This window comes from Corynebacterium haematomassiliense (genome assembly GCF_013978595.1).
Classification (GTDB): Bacteria; Actinomycetota; Actinomycetes; order Mycobacteriales; family Mycobacteriaceae; genus Corynebacterium; species Corynebacterium lehmanniae.
Map to the genome: position 1 here is coordinate 88,001 of NZ_JACDTZ010000001.1, position 18,912 is coordinate 106,912.

Sequence of the window (18,912 nt, forward strand, 5' to 3'; positions counted from 1 at the left end):
GAGAAGACTGTGATGAAGAAAAGGTATCGACGCCTCGGAGCTTCCCTCGCTGCTGTGACGTTTTCAACGGCCCTCGTTGTCGCCCCAGTGGCGGATGGCGAGGTGCCATCTGACTGTGCGACCGAACGGGAGGGAGAAGCGCCCGCCACGACTTGGGGAGGTAGCAACCTATGGGCAGTAAATGTCTACGGAGATCAATCCACCTTCGGTTCTGCGTCAGTGCCGATTAACACGGTGAAACTCACGGTACGGGGAGCGACGCAAGGCGAGTTTCCGGCTCACGCCACATACGGAGTGCGAACTAACGTCAATGCGGAGTACGTCGACGCCCCTGGTTACGGCGGTGTGGACGCAGACGGCAACCCGACACTGTACGTCTTTATCCCGGAGACCTACACCACGGATATCCAGACACTGCAGATACAGTTCGACGATCCAGGGCAAGAGCTGCCCAAGGGACGTACTGGCACCTCCGCAACCCTGTACACAGCTCCTGCATCCCAGGTGTCGTTGAAAACGTTTGATGAATTCGGTGAGCCCGCCCAGCTGATCCCAGCTTCGATCGCTTTCGAGGAGTTTACGTTTCCAGCGTCGCGCCACGACAACGCCGGCACCATCTATTTCGATCACCTACCTGCGTGCAAGCCCGTAACGGTGAAGTTTGATACGCCGAAGTTTTCCAAGTACCTCGCTCCCGTGTCCGTCTCCTCTGACGGCCTTTCCCCTGCGAATACGACAGATCTTGGTACGCACACTATTCGCTTCGAACGGGGCGAGTTCACTGCGTCCATACTGGGCACGGACGGTCAGCCGATCGCCGGACAGTCGGTGCGAGTGGAAGGACCCGGCGGGATTCAGACGCTCACCACAAACGATGCGGGGCGGTTCGACTTGACCGAGGCACAGCCTGGCGCATACACGCTCAGTGCCGAATCCAACGGCTCCACGCTGCAAAAAACTCTATTTGTGAAACCGGGTGAAAGCCGGTCGGTGTCAGCAAGATTTGCAGCAGCACCTGTCTCCGGCACTCAAGCGATAACCACCGTTACTTCGACCGTCGCAGCTGAAACGACCGTAACGCCGGCGCCCGTGACGGTGCAGAGCATGGCGACCGTGACTGAGACCGTGCTTTCTACCACCACGACGAGTCGAACTGTCCCAGCGACGGTCCACACCGGAGAGCCAGTAACTGTCACGTCGACCGCGCATGTGGCGATCACTTCAACAGCACCACGCCCGGTGGTCACACGCACCGCAAGCGCCACAACGACGACTGAAAAAGTCGTGGTCGATCCCAACGGTCGAGTGGTGCTTACTGCGCTTGCAGTGGTGGCAACTCTGGGTGGGGCAGTGGCAGCGGTGTTAGGCAGCATTCCGGGACTTGATGTCCAGCAGCTCGCAGCACGAATCGAAGGCGGAAAGTAATGACAAACCGGAATCATGTTCGCGCGCTTGCTGTAGCGCTGGCTGTGGGATTGGTTGGTTCGTCGACGAGCGTGATTGCAGCGGAAGCAGACGCGCAGGAGTACGTGAACCGGAGCGCAGACGCGGTCAAGCACATCCAACGAGGATCGACGCAGGCAGAGTCGGTCAGTGACGTAGACGATTTCTTTTCAGTCGATGCAATCGATTCGGGGGAAGTCAGCCGCATCGCAGAACTCGCCGAGTTGGACCACATAGTGCATGGGCGAATCTCCGACGTCGACGGATACTCCAGCGGAGAGTTCATCTACTTCCAATGGGTGGACCGTGACGGCCAGCTTTCACCGCTGTACACCGCGAGATCCCATGCGCTTGAAGGAATCGAAGGCTATTTCGCCATTGCAGTTCCGGATTGGGTGGATGCCACAGGTAGGATCCACCGGTTCAACGCAACCCGTGACCAGCAGGTCCAACTGGATGCGTACGTTCCGTATCGCCACCAGCAGCGCGTGCTTGCAGGTAGTCAAACAACCCCTTACGCGTTTTTCACACCGGGTTCCCGTGAAGTGAACCTCCAGATTGTGGACGGAGGGGCGTTTCATAACCGCACTGACGCTTTGATCGCGGAGTTCGACTCAACGCAGTTGCCTGCGAAAGCGGGACAAACAGCTCATGGTTTGCGATGGTGGCAAGGCAACGCACAGTCGGTTAAAGATCAAGCAGTCAACGGGGAGACCATCGGCTACCGCTGGCGCAACGAAACCACCGGCCGCACGATTTCCAGGTGCGACGAGGAGCGCACCGTCACCAACGCAGACGGGACCGAGTCCGTAGTTCAGTTGACCGACGCGGAGCGCAACAACTGCGCCACGATCCAGATCCCGAATACGGCTAAGCGCGGTGATGTGTACTCGTTCGAGTTGCTCGCCAACGGCACGGTGGTCTCCCACGAAAGCTTTATCGTCACTGGCGAGCTGAACGAACGGGACGACTTTCTGTTTGGCAGCGAACGGCTGCTTGGCAAGCAGCAACGGGTGGTCGAGTTTGGCCGGTTCCGTGACGGATTCAATCGCGCTGAGACTGTGTTTGCGCCGCGGGCTGTACCTGGCATTGACGTGTCGGTGGACAACGGAACGATCTATGTCTCCCCGAATAACGATCTCGGCAACGCCACTCCGGACGTTTTTGACGCGACCGTCGACGTTTCCTTCTACAACTCCGGTGGTTCGAGGCCAGCGAAGCAACCGATCTTGCTCGACACCGACCGCGACGGCAACGCCGACATTTACGACCCGGATGATGACGGAGATGGTGTACTCGACACCATCGAAATCGCTGATAACTCGAACAAGAAGGATGCGCTGTCCGCAAACATCGTGATCAGCGCCGATCTTCCGGAGGCGCTTCAGGGGCAGCGCTACGTCGCGCGGGTCGAAGCTGACAACGTGCCACGAGATGCTCAGCTCGAATTAGTTTCCACCATCCCCGGGGTGTCCTACAACGCCAACGCTGGCGTGCTCGAGGGCACACCGACGCAAACAGGCACTTTCCCGGTAACCTTCCGTGCGTCGTCCTACACTCAGGCGGTCACTAACGGGAGCGGCGAGCCATTCGAACAGACTGTTGGACGGCTCGTTGTCCGGCCGGCAACCACTACGGTGGCGCTGACGACCACCTCGCAGGTGACAACCACTGCGCCAACTCCGACGGAAACTGCCAGCGTAACGACCACTCGGACCACGACACACCCAGCCACGGTAACCCAGGAGGTTTCCAGCCCTGCGCTGACGTTGCGGCCAACGATGGCGCAAATTGTGACGTCGACGAGCACTACGACGGTCACTCCGGCGCCGACGATCAGCGAAGTAACGCCGGCGCCGTCGACTACTACCGTCACCTCCACCCAGACCGAGTTCGACCGCCCGGTTGTCCGCGCGGGGGAGCAGACGTCCATCGAGGTTCCGGGGACGCAGGTTGCGCCGAGCGCGAACACTCCAGACTGGGTGTCGGCGCAGCCTGACGGCCGCATTGACCTCGCTCCGCCGCGCGACACACCGGCGGGCGATTACAACGTCGAGGTCGTCACGCCTGACGGCCGCCCCGCCGTCGTGCCGGTTCGTGTGGCGCCGGCACCCACCTCGTCTGAGCGGGCGGTGGTCAGGGCAGGCGAGCAGACGTCAGTCAAGAGCGCACAAACCGCCCCAACCCAGGGCGAGGCGTTCACACCAGGCAAGAACACCCCGGAGTGGGTGACCGTGAACCCCAGCGGGCAAATCGATTTCAAGCCGCCGCGCGACGTTGAGCCGGGCGAGTACAAAGTCGAGGTCGTCGACCCCGCCGGCGAAACGTCCACCGTCACAGTCGAGGTCACCGCGGCTGTGTCCGACGCGGAGCGCTACACCGTCCGCTACGACTTCGCACTTGGACGCCGCGGGCATGAGGCGACGAGCTTCGCCCCGCTTTTCGACGTCACCGAAGGTGGTTACCGCTACCTCAACCAAATTGCGCCGGCCGGCACTACCTATGAGGTGGTGGGCGGTGACGCGACCGTCGATAGGCATGGGCGCGTGACCTTTGCAATCCCGGGCGACGCCGCTGTCGGGGACGTGATCGAGACACGGATCCGCGTCATCTTCCCGGACGGCTCCTCCGTCGAGGTCCCCGCGAAGTTCGAAGTGGCGGAGCAGACGCTTGCCGATGCCGCCTCGCCCCGCTACCTCGACGGAGTGAAGGCTGGGCCGGGCGAGCGAGTCTCGGTCCCGCAGGTGGGTGAGGCCGACGCCGCCGAGTTCTACCTCAAACCCGGGCAGGACCTCAAGGGGTGGGAGGTCATAGTCGATCCGCTGACTGGCGAGGTTCACACCACCGCGCCTGCGACGGATGCGCAGGCGTTGGATGTCGAGGTCATGGCGGTGTTCTCCGATGGCAGCCGCAAGCCCGTGAAGCTCCGCGTCGATGTCGGCGAAGCTGCGGCCGCGGAAACCGAGCCCGCGTTTGCCGAGCAAGTTGCCGGACCGGGCGAGACAGTCCGGATTCCGCAGACGAAGACCATGCCGGAGGGCACGTTCTTCGACATCGCTGACGATGGCGGCCTCGAAGCAGCGATCGATCCTGTCACCGGCGAACTCACGGTGCGCCTGCCTGACGACGCACCCGCCGACGCCACCTACGTCATCGGCGTGAAGACCACATACCCGGACGGAACGGTCGAGATAGTGCCGGTGAAAATCGGCACCGATTCCATCGGTCGCGCCGCTGCGGTGAAGTACCCGTCTGCGTCGTCGGACCAGACGAGTGGAACCGTCACCGCGACGCCGACGGGTGTGCCGGACGGAAGCACGTTCGCGCTGGATCCTGCTTTTAAGGACGCTGACTGGGTGGTGTCCGTTAATAAGAACACCGGTGAGATCACTGCGACGCTGCGAACCGGAATCGTGGGGGAGCGCTCCACCGTGGTGCCGGTGCGGGTGACATTCCCTGACGGTTCCGTTCGCGCGGTACCGGTCGAAATCACAGCGAAGCGCGTTGCGGAGCAGCCGGCGGAAGATGCGCGGTCGGCGCGGTCGTCCGAGGGACCCTGGTGGATAATCGTCCTCGTTGCTTTGCTCGGAGTGCTCGGTATCGGCTGGGCCGCGACCGAGTACCAGGACCAGATCCGTCACTACATTCCGCAGTTCCCAGTGCTGCCTCGCCTGTAACGCCAAGCGGAAAGCCCGCCACCGCGGGGAAGCGGTGGCGGGCTTAGCTGTGTGCGGAAGCGGGGAGGAGTTACTCCTCGTCGCCCTTCTCCTCGGCCGGAGCCTCGGACTCGGCGCCAGCCTCAGCGCCACCTTCCTCAGCGGCCTCGGCCTCAGCCTCGAGGTCCTCGTCAACCTGCTCGAAGGTGACGTTGACCAGCAGGGTCTCCGGGTCGGAGATGAGCTCTGCGCCCTCCGGCAGCTTCACGTCGGAAGCGTGGAGCGTGTCGCCGATCTCCTTGCCCTCGATGGAGACGGTCAGCTCGTCCGGGATGGACAGCGCGTCGATCTCGATCTCCACGTAGTCGGTCTCCTGCAGCACAACTGCGCCCGGAGCGGCCTCGCCCTCGGTGACGACCGGGACCTCGACGGTGACCTTCTCGCCGCGCTTAATGCCGAGCAGGTCGATGTGGTCGATGTCCAGGGTGATCACGTTCTGGTCGATGTGCTTGACCATGGCCAGCAGCTTCTCGCCGTCGAGCTCGAGCTCGACGATGGCGTTGGTGCCGTCGTTACGCACGACTGCGGTCATCTCGATACGGTCGACCGCGAAGTGGATGTTGTCGATGCCCTTTTCGTACAGGACGCCCGGGATCTTGCCGTCGCGGCGCAGACGGCGTGCGGAGCCCTTGCCGAACTCCTCGCGACGCTCACCCTTGATAACGGTGGGGGTAATAGCCATGTTGTACTCCTTCGTTGGGAAGGGCCACAGGCCTTGCCTGCGACCACTGAACGGATGTGTGCTCGTCGAGTGATCGCAAAAGGATCTCAAAATCGCGTCGATAACGGCCCTTGAAGGCCCTCGCCGAGACTGCTACAGGGTAGCAGCCGGTTTCTGCCACACAAAATGCCCGCTCGCCTGGGCCTCCTCGTGCTCGTGTCCGAGGGGGATGCCGCGGCGCTCGCGCATCAGCAGCGTGACGACGAATCCCGTGACCGTCGCCGCCATCAAGTACACGGTGATCGCGGCGGTGCCGCCGGTTGCCTCGCGCAGGGCGGCGGCGATGGTGGGGGCGAACGCGCCGCCCAAAATCGCGCCGAGCGCGTACGAGATGGAGGCGCCGGACGCGCGGATGGAGGCGGGGAACAGCTCAGCGTAGAACGCGCCGATCTCGCCGTAGGTCAGCCCCAACCCGACGGTGAGGAAAATCAGCGCCGCGGTGATCTTCGGCAGCGACCCGGTGTTCACCAGCGGAAACAAGGCCAGCACGCCGGCCGCCTGCACCACAAAGCCGATCGCGAGGGTGCGGCGGCGGCCGATGATGTCGGACACCCAGCCCGCGAACGCCGTGGTGCACAGCCAGGTGGCGGCGGAGGCGGTGACGGCCCACAGGATGTCGCCGCGCTCTACGGCGAGCCCTGCCGGGTCGGTGACGTAGTTCTGGATGTAGCCGCCGGTGGTCATGTAGCCCACCGTGCCGTTGGCGGCGAAGATCAACGCCGCGGCGATAACGAGCCCCGCGTGGTGCTTGAACAGGGAGCCGACCGGGTTGTGCGCGCCGACCTCGCGCATTTCCTCCACCACCGGCGATTCGTCGACGCCCGTGCGGATCCACCAGCCCAACACCGTCAACCCGACGGAAAGCAAAAACGGCACGCGCCAGCCCCACTGCATGAACGCCTCGCCGGGGGCGATGATGGTCATCAGCGCCAGCACGCCAGAGGACAGCAAGAGCCCTGCCGGCACGCCCACCTGGGGCCCGGCGCCGTAGAGTCCGCGCTTGTTGTCCGGCGCGTGCTCCACGGCCAAAAGCACTGCCGAGCCCCATTCGCCGCCGGCGGACGTGCCTTGCAGGATGCGCAGGACCACCAGCGCGGCCGGCGCGAGCCAGCCGGCGGTTGCATACGTGGGCAAAAGCCCGATCAGCGCGGTGGCGGTGCCCATGGTGAACAGCGTGACCATGAGCACGCCGCGCCTGCCCAGCCGGTCGCCGAAGTGGCCCGCCAGCACCGCCCCCAATGGGCGGAACAGAAAGGACAGGCCGACGGTGAGGAAGCTGGCGATCGTCGCCGCCGCAGGCCCGAGCGGGCCGAACATCACCTTGTTAAACACCAGCCCTGCCACGGCGGCGTAGAGGAAGTAGTCGTACCACTCGATGGCGGTGCCGATGGTCGTGGCCGCGATGACGCGGCGGCGCTCACTGCGCACGGGAAAACGCCTCCAATAGCGCGTCGGTTTCTTCCGCGTTGGTCACGGTCACACGGATGCCCTCGGGGAAGACGCGCACCAGCACGCCCTCTGCGGCGAGCCGGTCCGCCAGCTCCTGGCCAGCGCCGGGCAACCACACAAAGTTCGCTTGGCTTTCTGCGAGCCCAAGCTTTGCGACGACACGGCTCCGCTCGGCCACGGTGCCGTCGATACGCGCACGCAACTCGTCTGAAGCCGCAAGTGACGCGAGTGCCGCGACCTGCGCGACGGAGCTGACGGAAAACGGCACCGCCACCTTGTTCAGCGCCTCGATAACGACCTGCGGGCCGAAGGCGTAGCCGATGCGCGCGCCCGCCAGCCCGTACGCCTTGGAGAAGGTGCGCAGCCCCACGACGTTGGGGTAGCGGTTGATGACTTCGGTGGCGACGGGGGTGTCGGCGGCCTGGTTGTACTCGAAGTAGGCCTCATCGAGCGTGACCAGCACGTCTGCGGGGACCGCGTCCATGAACGCGGCGAACTCGGCGTCCGTGACGGTGGTGCCGGTGGGGTTGTTCGGGTTGCACACGAAGATGAGCTTCGTGCGCTCGGTGACGGCCGCGGCGAGGGCGGGCAGGTCCACCCGGTGGTCGGCGGTCAGCGGCACCGGCACAGGGGTCGCGCCGGCGATCTGGGCGAAGATGGGGTAGGCCTCGAAGCTGCGCCACGGGAAGGCCACCTCGTCGCCCGGGCCCGCGGCGGCGGTGACCAGCTGCTGGCACAGGGCGGACGAGCCGGTGCCCACCGCAACCTGCTCGGGCGCCACGCCGAGGTGCTCAGCCAGCGCCGCGCGAAGCTGCACCGCGCCCATGTCCGGGTAGCGGTTCACCTGGAACAGCGAATCCTGCATCGCTTCAAGCACGCTGGGCAGCGGACTCTCGGCGCATTCGTTGGAGGACAGCTTGATGGCGCGTTCGTCGCGCACGCCCGGAACATACGCGGGCAGCGAGTCAAGGTCGGGGCGGATCATGCGTGGCTCCTCTGCGTGGTCAGTGAGATCAGGCCCAGCACGATGATCCAGCCGGTCAGCGTGGCAAGGCCCATGCGGTATTCCGGAAGAATACCCATCAGCACGAGCACGAGGACGAAAAACACGATGCACACCCAGTTGGCCACCGGGTAGAGCGGGGCGGGGAAGGTCGCGCTCTTGGATGTCTTGCGGAAGTTCAGGGGCGAGATGCAGATGCCCACCCAGGTGATCAGCTCGGTGCCGACGATGATGGCCAGCAGCACCGCGAAGATCTTGCCTTCGAAGAAGAAGTTCAGGATGACCACGGTGCCCATCAGGGCGGCGTCGAAAAGCAGGGCTTTGGTGGGCAGCCCCTTCGCGCTGGTGGCGGCGAACGCGCGGGGCGCCTGGCCGTTGCGGGCGAGGTCGCGCAGCATGCGCGCGCCCGAGTACGTCATGGTGTTGAGCACCGAGAACACCGCCACCACAATGACCACGTTGAGCGCCGTGGCGGCGGGGCCGAAGCCGACGCCGGACAGCACGCGGATGAACGGGCTCTCGTTGGATCCCTGCTCGTTCCACGGCGCGAGCAGCAAGATGGTGCCGATGCCGCCGAGGTAGAACACCAGAATGCGCCACACCACGGAGTTCACGGCGCGCGGGATGGCCTTTTCCGGATTGTCCGCCTCGCCGGCGGCGGTGCCGATGGACATGATGCCGCCGAACGTGAACGTCACCGCCACCAGCGCGAACAGCACGCCGGAGACGCCGTTGGGCATGAACCCGCCGTGGTCGGTGATGTTGGACAATCCGATCGCCTCGTCCGGGCCGAGACCCACCACGAGCGCGAACCCGAGCACGATCATGAGCACGAGCGCCGCGACCTTGATCAAGGACAGCCAATACTCCGTCGCGGCGAACACGCGCACGTTGAACAGGTTCAGCGCCACCACCACCAGCAGCGTCACCAGCGCGGTGACCCAGTGGGGCAGTCCGGGGAACCAGTAGTCCAGGAACGTGCCCATGGCGGTCAGCTCCAGCATGCCCACCACGACGGTGGTGAACCACCAGTTCCAGCCGGTGATGAAGCCGGCCACCGGCCCGATGAACGCGCGCGAGTACGCCGCGAACGACCCGGAGACCGGGTGCTCGACCGCCATCTCGCCGAGCATGCGCATGAGGAAGTACACGATCACGCCGACAAGCGCGAACGAGATCAGCACCGCGGGCCCGGCGTACTGGATCGATCCGGCGGAGCCCAAAAACAGGCCCGTGCCTATCGACGAACCAAAGGCAATCATCATCAATTGCCTACTCTTGACGCTCCTGTTCAGCCCCTGTTCTTGCAGGCTGTCGTTCTGGCTCACGGTTTAGTTTCCTGTCGGTGGTCGGGTGGTGGTGCGGGACATGCCGCGGAATTCGGCGATGGCGGTGTCGCCGTCGTAAAGCGTGACGTCCGAAAGCCCGTTTCTGCCCCACGTGTGGCGCTCGCGCGCGACGCCGCGGATGGTGCGGCCCATCTTCGCGGGCGCGAGGTAGATCATCTCGGACTGCGCGCTGACGGTCGGGTCGGTTCGCCGCGAGTTGCACGCGCCGCCGAACAGCGCGTCGGCGAAGGTGAACAGCACGCCGCCCTGGCACACGCCGAAGCCGTTGGCGTGGCGTGCCTCCACCGTGAACTCGCCCTCGGCCACACCCGGCTCAAGCCGCGTGATGGTGGCGCCGAGGTACTCCAGGGTGGCGTCGTTGTCGAACATGGATTTCGCGTGCTCGAGGTCGGGGGTGAAATCCACCGACGGGGCGTAGCGCTCGTACATCCTTATTCCTTCCCGTATGCGTGAAGCCGGGGCAGCGCAAGTGCTGCCCCGGCTGAGTCCCGGCGAACCGCGGCGTTTACGCCTGACCCTCGAACAGGGTGGTCACGGAGCCGTTTTCAAAAATCTCGTGGATCGTCTTGGCCAGAAGCGGCGCAATGGAGAGCACCGTGAGGTTGCTCCAGCCTTCGGTGTCCTGCGGCAGGGTGTCGGTGGTGATGACTTCCTCGGCGCCGCAGTCGCTGAGGCGCTCGCGTGCCGGGTCGGAGAACACGCCGTGGGTGCAGGCGATGACCACGGACTTCGCGCCGGCCTCCTTGAGCACGCCGACGGCGCCGGCGATGGTGCCGCCGGTGTCGATCATGTCGTCCATGAGGACGCAGTCCTTGCCGTCGACGTCGCCGACGACGCGGTTGGACACGACCTTGTTCGCGGCGTCGATGTCGCGGGTCTTGTGCACGAACGCCATGGGGGCGTCGCCGAGCATGTTGGCCCACTTCTCCGCCGACTTCACGCGGCCGGCGTCGGGGGAGACCACCACGAGGTTGTCCAGCGGGTACTTGGACTTGATGTAGTCCACCAGGATCGGCTGGGCGTGCATGTGGTCCACCGGGCCGTCGAAGAAGCCCTGAATCTGGTCGGTGTGCAGGTCCACGGACACGATGCGGTCCGCGCCGGCGGCGGTGAGCAGGTCCGCGATCAGGCGGGCGGAGATCGGCTCGCGGCCGCGGTGCTTCTTGTCCTGGCGGGCGTACGGGTAGAACGGCAGGATCGCGGTGATGCGCTTAGCGGAGCCGCGCTTGAGCGCGTCGATCATGATCAGCTGCTCCATCAGCCACTTGTTCAGAGGCTGGGCGTGGGACTGCATGACAAAGCAGTCGGCCCCGCGGACGGACTCTTCGAAGCGGATGAAGATCTCGCCGTTGGCGAAGTCGCGCGCGGTGGTGGGCACCAGCTCGATGCCGAGCTCTTTGGCCACGGCTTCTGCGAGGTCCGGGTGGGCGCGTCCGGTGAAGACCTTGAGGTCCTTGTGGTTTTCGGTGGAGTAACCAGTCATGAAATTAACCCTCTCGCTTCGCGTTTTTCGCAGCCTCTGCCGCTTCGGTGCCCGGGCGGCGGTCTTCCACCCAGCCTTCGATGTTGCGCTGGCGGCCTTCCTTGATGGCGAGCGCGCCGGCGGGCACATCTTCCGTGACCACTGTACCCGCGCCGGTGTAGGCACCATCACCGATGTTCACCGGTGCGACGAACATGGTGTCGGAGCCGGTGCGGCAGTAGTCGCCGATGGTGGTGTGGTGCTTGTTCACGCCGTCGTAGTTGGCAAACACGGAGCTTGCGCCGATGTTGGAGTGCTTGCCCACGGTGGCGTCGCCGATGTAGGTCAGGTGCGGCACCTTGGAGCCTTCGCCGATCTTGGCGTTCTTGGATTCGACGAAGCCGCCGAGCTTGCCGCGGGCGCCGAGTTCGGTGCCGGGGCGGATGTAGGTGAACGGGCCGACGGTGGCTTCCTCGCCGATGACGCCGAGTTCGCCCTGGGTGCGCACGACGGTTGCGCGGGCGCCGACTTCCATGTCGGTCAGGGTGGTGTCGGGGCCGACTTCGGCGCCGTCGCCGATGACGGTGGAGCCCCACAGCTGGGTATTCGGGTGGATGACCACGTCGCGGCCGATTTCCACCTCGACGCCGATCCAGGTGGTGTCCGGGTCGATCACGGTCGCACCGTTTCGCATTGCGTTCTCGACGAGCCTGCGGTTGAGCTCCTTGCCGGCCTCCGCCAGCTGCACCCGGTCGTTCACGCCGGCGAGCTCGCGGGCGTCGGGGGCGGTAAACGCGGTGACCCGGAGGCCGTCGTTACGCGCGATGCTCAAAACATCGGTGATGTAGAACTCGCCCTGGGCGTTGTCCGGGGTGACGCGCGTGAGGGCGTCGCGAAGCACCTTGCCGTCGAAGGCGAACACGCCGGAGTTGACCTCGCGGACTTTGCGCTGCTCGTCGGTGGCGTCCTTTTCCTCCACGATCTCGAGGACGTCGCCGGCCTCGCCGCGGATGATGCGGCCGTAGCCGGTGGGGTTGTCGAACTCGAGCGAGAGCACGGTAACCGCCGCGTGCTCGGACTCATGCTTGTCGACGAGCGCCTGCAGGGTCTCCGGGGTCAGAAGCGGCACGTCGCCGTTGGTGACCACCACGGTGCCGTCGAAGTCCGGGATTGCGGAAAGGCCCACCTGCACCGCGTGGCCGGTGCCGTTTTGCTCCTCCTGGACGGCCTGGCGGATCTCCACGTGCATCTGCTCGGCGATCTGCTCCACGGCCGGGGCGACCTGGTCGCGCTGGTGGCCGACAACCGCAACCAGGTAGTTGGGGTGCACACCGGCGGCCGCGTGCAGGGAGTGAGACAGCAGGCTGCGCCCGCCGATCTCGTGCAGCGTCTTCTGGCGGTCGGACTTCATGCGGGTTCCGGCGCCGGCCGCAAGCACGACAACGGCACGTTCGAAGTGGGTAGGCACTCGAATGCTCCTTGATTTATAGGGTGTTGAGCGGTTTTTGTCGGCCCCAAGCATAACGCCTAGGCGGCGGCCGCCGAGACTTCTTTCAGGTTCCGCGCGCCGAAAACGCCGGCGTAGCCCACGACGGCCAGGAAGATGAGCGCCGCCTGCGGCCCGAGCACCGCAATCGCCGACGACATCGCGCCGACAACCAGCAGCACAATGCCCATCACGGTGTTGGAGGCGCCGGTGATCATGGTGCGCTTGTCGCCGTCGGCCATGTCCACCAGGTACGTCTTGCGGCTCACACGCACCGCGGTGTGCGCGAGGTTGACCAGGAAGAAGCCCAGCGGCATGACCCAGGCGTTCACCCCGGCCGGCGCGAGGCGGGCGCTGAGAACGAGGGCCACGATCACGGTCGAAGCGATACCCGCGGCCCAGGCCATCGTGCTTTTCGACGACCTGTCGGACAACCTGCCCGACACCCTGCCGCCCAGAAGCGACGCGCCGCCGGAGGCGATGATGAACGCGCCGAGGCCGGTCAGGTCCGCGCCCTCGTTGCCGGCCATGACCACGATGAACGGGGTGGACAGGGCGGTGACCAGCATCAGCGAGCGCACCACCAGGAACTTCTGCAGGTCCCGGTCGCTTTTGACCAGCGCCCACATCTGCCTCATGCTCTGGCCGTCCTTGGCCTCGGGTTCGGCTTCCGGCTCCTCGATCCCGCTAAAGACCAGCGACGCCAGCGCCCACGTGGAAGCGCCCACGGCGAGCAGCGCAGCGAGTGCCCACTGCGGCAGGTTGTTCGGCAAAAACGTGAGAATCAGGCCGATGGCGAGCGTGAACGCGCCGGCCAGGGCGGTGGCGCGGCCGGTGATGCCGCCGCGGCGGCCCTTGGAAATCGTGCGGCCCTGCACGTCCTTGCCCGCCAGCGAGCACAGGGAGCGGAACAGCGCATGGGCGGCAAGCAAGATCAGGATGGCGGCGCCGAGCGGAGTGCCGTCGAGAAGCAATGCACTCAACGCAATGAGCCCCGCGGCGATGGCTTGGCCCCACGAACCGATGAGCCACACGCGTTTGCGGGAGCGCTTCGAGGTGACCCACGGGCTCAAAAACGCCTGCGGCAGCATCGAGCCGGATTCGCGGATGGGCACGAGGAACGAGGTCATCACCGCCGGCACGCCCGCGGCGCCGAAGAGCCACGGCAGCACCGTCTTCGGCGCGACAACCTGATCGCCGATGTTTTGCAGGCCGTTAGACCAGATGAACCGGCGTGCGTTGCGTTCCTCGCGTTGATCGTTATGCATACAGCGGATAGTAGGGTCGAATGAGAGTATCAGCGAACCGGGAGGCGGACATGGCAATGAGCAGACGCACGTTTTTCAGGGGCACACTTTTCGCGACGGCGGCGCTGGCCGCGGCAGCGACGGGCACGGCGTGCTCGGAGTCCTCGCAAACCAAGCCGCTGGGCGCGGACGACGAGGCGCGCCCGCTGCGCATCCCGCCGCTGTACGAGGGCGAGCTCGACGGCAACGTTCGCCGCTTCGAGCTGACCGCGCAGGAAGGCGAGTTCGAGATCGTGCCCGGCACCATGACCAAAACCTGGGGCTTCAACGGCCCGTACCAGGGCCCGACGCTGTACATGCGCCGCGGCGAGGAAATCGACATGACGGTGCACAACGAACTGCCGGAGCCGACCGTCGTGCACTGGCACGGCCTGCACCTCCCGGCGACCGCCGACGGCGGGCCGGCGCTCATGTTCGATCCGGGGAAGTCCTGGTCGCCGTCGTGGACCGTGGACCAGCCGGCCGCGACCTGCTGGTACCACCCACACCCGCACGAGAAGTCCGCCGTCCATGCCTACCGTGGCCTTGCCGGGGGCCTCGTGCTTGACGACGATGACTCCGCCTTCCCCGGCCTCCCCAACGAATACGGGGTAGACGACATCCCCGTGATCATCACCGACGCCAACTTCACCGAAGACGGCCAGCTGGACGAGGACAACGGCTGGGTCGGCTCCACCGTCATGGTCAACGGCATGACCAAGCCGCGCTTCGAGGCGACCACCCGACGCGTGCGCCTGCGCGTGCTCAACGGCGCGACGATGCGTTTCCACCACCTGTCCTTGGGCAAGCCGTTCCACGTGGTGGCCACGGACCAGGGATTCCTGGACGCGCCGGTCGAGGTCGACGGCGTGCTGCTCAGCGCCGGCGAGCGCGTGGAGATCGTGGTGGACCTTGAGCCGGGCAAGGACCTGAAGCTGCGCAGCGACGGTGTCCCGGACCTGGGCGGCATGCCGGATAAAGAAACCGCGGAGATGTTCGGCTTCACCGACAAGTTCGACCTGCTGGAGATCGCTGCGCCGTCGGACGACGCACCCGAGGTGTCTGAGCTTGCGGATTCGCTGGCGCCGTTCGAGGTGCCTGACGCGGATTCTGTCGAGGTGGAGCGCGATTTCCGCATGAACGGCACCGAGATCAACGGCAAGACCATGGACATGACCCGCGTGGACTTCACTGTGGACCACAAGGGCCCAGAGATCTGGCACGTGACCAACGAGAACGACGACATGGCTCACAATTTCCACATCCACGACGCGCGCTTTGCCGTCATCGGCGTGGAAAACGGCGAGCTGGAGTTCACCACCGGCTGGCACGACACCATCACCGTCCCGCCGCTGGCCACGGTGAGCCTGCTCGTGGAGATGGGCTACTACCCGGACCCGAGCCTGGCGTACATGTACCACTGCCACATGCTCAACCATGAAGACAGCGGCATGATGGGCCAGTTCGTCATCGTCGAGCCTGGCCAGGAGGCGGACCTGGATCTGCCCGCCGGCCACGGCGGGAACTAGCGGGCAGCGGGGTTGCACGTGGCGGGGTTAGCCGCGCACGTTGTGGCCGATGACTGTTGGCAGGAGCAGGGGAGCGTCGCCAAGCAGCGCCTTGAGGTTGCCGTCGCGCTCCACCGCACTGGTGACGGTGCGGACCTTCGAACCTGACTTGTCGCGCCCGCGACCCCGGTTGGCGCCGGCCGCCATAGGCCCTGCAGCGAAGGCGCCGCCGCGTGCGCCCTGACCGTTTTGGCTCGCCGCACCGTGCGCCCCGGCGGCGTAGGACGAGCCCGCGCCGTACGCGCCGGTGCCGCCAGCGCCAGTACCACCAGCACCAGCGCCGCCGATACCGGGGCGCATGCCGTTTGCGCCTTGGCCCGCTCCGGCTCCGGCGTTCGATCCAGCTCCGGCGCCTACTCCGGCGCCAGTACCGGAGCCGGGCCCAAGTGACGCGCCGCCGCGCTGGCTACCGGCGATCCCGTTGGCGCCAGCGCCGAGACCACGACCGTTGGCGAAGCCTCCACCGACACCGGTGCCCGCGCCTGCGCCAGGGCGGGCGCTGTTGGCAAGCCCTGTGCTGGTGCTGTGGCCAGAAGCTGCGCCGCGGCCTCCCGCGACGGCGTTGCCCGGCGCGAGGCCGAATCCCGCGCGCCCGTACCGGCGCTTGCGGTGCTCGCACTGGCGTTGGTCTGAGGCGTGCCGTTGAATCCACCGATGGTGGGGGTGAGGGGATTGGTGGGGGAGCGGGGCAGCCGTCGCAGCTTCCGCTGCTGAAGGGGCAGGCGGGGCGAGAACAGCAGAGGCGGACTGGGTGGGAGCCGCGCCCGCGGCGATGCGCTCGAAGGTCTCGGGGGTGGGGCGGCCGTACTGCTGGATGACCTCTGCTGGCGACTTCGCGTGCGCGAGGTCGCCGTAGCCACGGTTGGTCAGCACCTCCCGAAGGCCCGGTGGAAGCTCAGTCGGCGTGTACGACGTTGTGGCCGGGGCGGGCACGTCGGTGCTGGCGTAGGGCGTCGACGGAAGCTTTCCCGCGTCCGGCAGCAGCCGGTTAAACGCTGGAATTGCCGGCTGGAGCCCGGAAGTGACGCGCATGGAATACGAGCTGAGGTAATCCGATTCGATCTGCGACTTAATCTTCGGATCTTCCGCCGCGGCGTAGGCGGCCGCGGCTGCGGAAGCGTACATACTCTCCGAGTCAGCGGCCATGCCAAGCGCCTCGGTGTGATTGGCGAGCGAACGCGAGTTAGCGACGTACTCCAAACCCGCATTTTGGATCTGGGTGACCTTCTTCATCGCCTCTTGGATCCAGACCGTGTCCGCGGACGAGCTCAGCGCGTGGTGGACGCCGTTGAGTTCCTCCATGGCGTTCTCGATGAGCTGGGCGTTGGAAGTCCAAAAGTCCGACGCGGAGTACGCCAGAGATGTATTGGTGAGGTTCAGATTCTTTTCCGCGCCGAGCAGCGACGACTCCGACGCGGAGGACACCGCTGCGTTATCGAACGTGTTGGTCTTCGGGTCTGCGGCCTTGAGCTGCTGGAAGCCCTGTGCATACATCGGCGTGAGTGCAGCAGCTGGGCCGCCAAGCGGTGCCAGCAGTGAGCCCATCATCCCGGAGAACGACTCATCCGTCTGCTGCGTGTTGGTCAACGCCAGCCACAGGTTGTCCGCAGTGTGCTTCAGGTACAGCGCGATGGCCTGATTCGCCTCCGGCGCGCGCTCGTCCCCGATCGGGCTGAGCCGCTCGCCCGCCTCGTCCAAGCCGCCCGCGGTGGAGAACCCGGAGAGGGATTGCGAGGTGCTTAAACTCCGACGAGCCACAATTGTCTGCGAAACCTCTCGCAAAATGTTTATCGCATCTTCAACCTGATCAACGTTCAGCTCTATTTTCATTGCTCCCCCAAAATCGATGTGTTTTCTCAAACCATAAAATTCTGGGTTTGGCAGTGGAAGAGATTGTCCACTGAAATGAGCAAAAACTATGAAAAGGTCTCTTGAGTTGCCGAGAAGATCTCTTCCAAGGCCTGAAAAGCCTTGACACAGTTCTGCTCTTGGAGGTTCTGATCCAAAGAACCAGGCGCTATCACGACAATGCCACCGCGGTGAGTGTCGAGTTGGACGTAGCAATCGTCGCCCACGCCGCCTCGGGGCCCATAGGCAAAAGCTTCCGGTAACGATTTTGAATTCGCAATCTCGATTAAGCCTGTTGAATCTTCTATGTACTGCCGATCTGCGTTGTTATTCATGAGGCTGAGTTCGATTCGACCTCGTTCATCCTTGATTTCGCACGCACTCAAACCGCGCGTAAGCCCCGCGTACTCCTCCGGGATCGGCTCGACATTGTGGAAGCCGGCGGCGGCGAATTCTTCGGGCGAGATCTCGGTGCAGGGGTCGAAGATGTCGTCGCCCAGGGTGTAGGGGTCGAAGTCGCCGATTTCGAGGGTGCCGCTTTTGAAGTGGAACGCGGCGGGAGCATCAGCAGAACTTTCGACAGAACTGTCACCAGAGTCGCCGACTTCACTACCAGCGACTTCGGCGCTGTGCTCGTTTGCCTGGTTGCTGGCGGTGGGGGCCGGAGGGGCGTCGATAGGCGAGGGCTCCGAAGCGCACCCCGCAAGTACCCCGCATGCCATGAGCCAAGCGATGTGGCGTTTCATGTACCCCTCCAATAAAAAAGCTTCCCCACCAGGACTCGAACCTAGAATGACGGTACCAAAAACCGTAGTGTTGCCGATTACACCATGGGGAATAGCACCGCTGATTGTAGACCAGACCCGCCAACTGCCAAAGACGGGGTTAACTTTACGACGCTCTAAGCTAGGGCGCATGGCTCGAAGGCGAATGACAGCACCCCAGCGCAGAGATCAGTTGATCGGAGTGGGCAGGCAAGCATTCGCTGAGCGCGGGCTCGACGGCATTTCCATGGAGGAGATCGCGGCGCGCGCCGGGGTGTCCAAGCCGGTGGTGTACGAGCATTTCGGCAGCAAGGAAGGCCTGTACCAGGAGGTTGTCCGGCTGGAAATGGCCCGGCTGGAGCACACGATTACGTCGAACATTCAGGCCGGCCCGTGGCGCGACCGCATCGAGCGCGGCGTGCTGGCACTTTTGACGTACGTGGAGGGGGAAACTGACGGGTTTGTCATCCTCGCGCACGGGCAGCTGCCGGGGGAGGGGCGGACGTATTCGACGATCCTCAACCGCGTCACCGCGGAGGTGAGCTACCTGCTGGGGGAGGCGTTTAAGCACCGCGGGCTCGACGAGTCGATGGCGGGGCTGTACGGTCAGGCGCTTGTCGGCACCGTCTCCAATTCTGCGCTGTGGTGGCTGGACGAGCGCACGCCCGACAAGCACACCGTGGCGGCGCATATTTCCAACCTGTGCTGGAACGGGTTGCGGGGGATGGAGGCGCAGCCGCGCGTGTACGGAAGCGGCGAGGCGAGCGAAAGCGCGAGCGACGAGACAAGCGGCGAAACCGCAGAGAGGGATGCGTAA

General features: G+C 65.0%; 14 protein-coding genes. 4 read left to right on the plus strand and 10 right to left on the minus strand.

Features of this window, described 5'->3' with window-relative positions:
• The first annotated feature begins 219 nt into the window (after positions 1-219).
• Together H0193_RS00455 and H0193_RS00460 are read left to right on the plus strand one after the other, a co-directional pair.
• Positions 220-1,425 (plus strand): carboxypeptidase regulatory-like domain-containing protein, encoded by a 1,206-nt coding sequence (locus H0193_RS00455; protein WP_181888078.1) that lies wholly within the window; start codon positions 220-222, stop codon positions 1,423-1,425.
• Positions 1,425-5,120 (plus strand): Rib/alpha-like domain-containing protein, encoded by a 3,696-nt coding sequence (locus H0193_RS00460; RefSeq protein WP_181888079.1) that lies wholly within the window; start codon positions 1,425-1,427, stop codon positions 5,118-5,120. Before H0193_RS00455 ends, H0193_RS00460 begins: the two co-directional genes overlap by 1 nt.
• 70 nt (positions 5,121-5,190) lie before the next feature.
• On the opposite strand, the gene H0193_RS00465 is transcribed toward H0193_RS00460, so the two are convergent.
• The 8 genes from H0193_RS00465 to H0193_RS00500 all read right to left on the minus strand — a co-directional run bounded on the left by H0193_RS00465 (position 5,191) and on the right by H0193_RS00500 (position 13,897).
• Positions 5,191-5,841: a 50S ribosomal protein L25/general stress protein Ctc gene (locus H0193_RS00465; protein ID WP_181888080.1), complete on the minus strand. Its 651-nt coding sequence runs from the start codon at positions 5,839-5,841 to the stop codon at positions 5,191-5,193.
• Between the two features lie 132 nt (positions 5,842-5,973).
• Positions 5,974-7,308: an MFS transporter gene (locus H0193_RS00470; RefSeq protein ID WP_181888081.1), complete on the minus strand. Its 1,335-nt coding sequence runs from the start codon at positions 7,306-7,308 to the stop codon at positions 5,974-5,976.
• On the minus strand, positions 7,298-8,314 hold the full coding sequence (hisC, locus tag H0193_RS00475) for a histidinol-phosphate transaminase (protein ID WP_181888082.1): 1,017 nt from the start codon (positions 8,312-8,314) through the stop codon (positions 7,298-7,300). Before hisC ends, H0193_RS00470 begins: the two co-directional genes overlap by 11 nt.
• Positions 8,311-9,597 (minus strand): amino acid permease, encoded by a 1,287-nt coding sequence (locus H0193_RS00480; RefSeq protein ID WP_181888083.1) that lies wholly within the window; start codon positions 9,595-9,597, stop codon positions 8,311-8,313. Before H0193_RS00480 ends, hisC begins: the two co-directional genes overlap by 4 nt.
• A gap of 66 nt (positions 9,598-9,663) precedes the next feature.
• Positions 9,664-10,110, minus strand: coding sequence for a hotdog fold thioesterase (locus H0193_RS00485; protein WP_181888084.1), 447 nt, complete (start codon positions 10,108-10,110; stop codon positions 9,664-9,666).
• A 76-nt stretch (positions 10,111-10,186) separates the two neighbouring features.
• Positions 10,187-11,164 carry a ribose-phosphate diphosphokinase gene (locus tag H0193_RS00490; protein WP_181888085.1) on the minus strand — a complete coding sequence of 326 codons (978 nt, stop codon included), beginning with the start codon at positions 11,162-11,164 and terminating at the stop codon, positions 10,187-10,189.
• A 4-nt stretch (positions 11,165-11,168) separates the two neighbouring features.
• Positions 11,169-12,617 carry a bifunctional UDP-N-acetylglucosamine diphosphorylase/glucosamine-1-phosphate N-acetyltransferase GlmU gene (gene glmU, locus H0193_RS00495; RefSeq protein ID WP_420838849.1) on the minus strand — a complete coding sequence of 483 codons (1,449 nt, stop codon included), beginning with the start codon at positions 12,615-12,617 and terminating at the stop codon, positions 11,169-11,171.
• A 53-nt stretch (positions 12,618-12,670) separates the two neighbouring features.
• Complete coding sequence (locus H0193_RS00500; protein ID WP_181888087.1) at positions 12,671-13,897, minus strand: MFS transporter; 1,227 nt, start codon at positions 13,895-13,897, stop codon at positions 12,671-12,673.
• 20 nt (positions 13,898-13,917) lie between these two features.
• On the opposite strand from H0193_RS00500, the gene H0193_RS00505 reads away from it, so the two are divergent.
• Positions 13,918-15,444 (plus strand): multicopper oxidase family protein, encoded by a 1,527-nt coding sequence (locus tag H0193_RS00505; protein WP_236883385.1) that lies wholly within the window; start codon positions 13,918-13,920, stop codon positions 15,442-15,444.
• 27 nt (positions 15,445-15,471) lie between these two features.
• Here H0193_RS00505 and H0193_RS00510 read toward each other — a convergent pair whose 3' ends face one another.
• On the minus strand, positions 15,472-17,241 hold the full coding sequence (locus H0193_RS00510) for a hypothetical protein (protein ID WP_181888088.1): 1,770 nt from the start codon (positions 17,239-17,241) through the stop codon (positions 15,472-15,474).
• A 158-nt stretch (positions 17,242-17,399) separates the two neighbouring features.
• The gene (locus tag H0193_RS00515; protein ID WP_181888089.1) at positions 17,400-18,077 is read right to left on the minus strand and encodes a DUF3558 family protein; all 678 of its coding nucleotides are present in this window, start codon (positions 18,075-18,077) and stop codon (positions 17,400-17,402) included.
• Between the two features lie 184 nt (positions 18,078-18,261).
• Between H0193_RS00515 and H0193_RS00520 the strand changes: the two genes are divergently transcribed.
• A complete protein-coding gene (locus H0193_RS00520; protein ID WP_236883386.1) occupies positions 18,262-18,912 on the plus strand; it encodes a TetR/AcrR family transcriptional regulator in 651 nt (216 codons plus the stop codon).

What these genes read in the sequence shown, in the direction of transcription:
- hisC (WP_181888082.1), bottom strand. Translation starts at nt 8,314, where the DNA reads ATGATCCGCCCCGACCTTGACTCGCTGCCCGCGTATGTTCCGGGCGTG.
- H0193_RS00485 (WP_181888084.1), bottom strand. Translation starts at nt 10,110, where the DNA reads ATGTACGAGCGCTACGCCCCGTCGGTGGATTTCACCCCCGACCTCGAG.
- H0193_RS00490 (WP_181888085.1), bottom strand. Translation starts at nt 11,164, where the DNA reads ATGACTGGTTACTCCACCGAAAACCACAAGGACCTCAAGGTCTTCACC.
- H0193_RS00500 (WP_181888087.1), bottom strand. Translation starts at nt 13,897, where the DNA reads ATGCATAACGATCAACGCGAGGAACGCAACGCACGCCGGTTCATCTGG.
- H0193_RS00520 (WP_236883386.1), top strand. Translation starts at nt 18,262, where the DNA reads ATGACAGCACCCCAGCGCAGAGATCAGTTGATCGGAGTGGGCAGGCAA.
- H0193_RS00505 (WP_236883385.1), top strand. Translation starts at nt 13,918, where the DNA reads ATGAGAGTATCAGCGAACCGGGAGGCGGACATGGCAATGAGCAGACGC.
- H0193_RS00465 (WP_181888080.1), bottom strand. Translation starts at nt 5,841, where the DNA reads ATGGCTATTACCCCCACCGTTATCAAGGGTGAGCGTCGCGAGGAGTTC.
- H0193_RS00460 (WP_181888079.1), top strand. Translation starts at nt 1,425, where the DNA reads ATGACAAACCGGAATCATGTTCGCGCGCTTGCTGTAGCGCTGGCTGTG.
- H0193_RS00515 (WP_181888089.1), bottom strand. Translation starts at nt 18,077, where the DNA reads ATGAAACGCCACATCGCTTGGCTCATGGCATGCGGGGTACTTGCGGGG.
- H0193_RS00480 (WP_181888083.1), bottom strand. Translation starts at nt 9,597, where the DNA reads ATGATGATTGCCTTTGGTTCGTCGATAGGCACGGGCCTGTTTTTGGGC.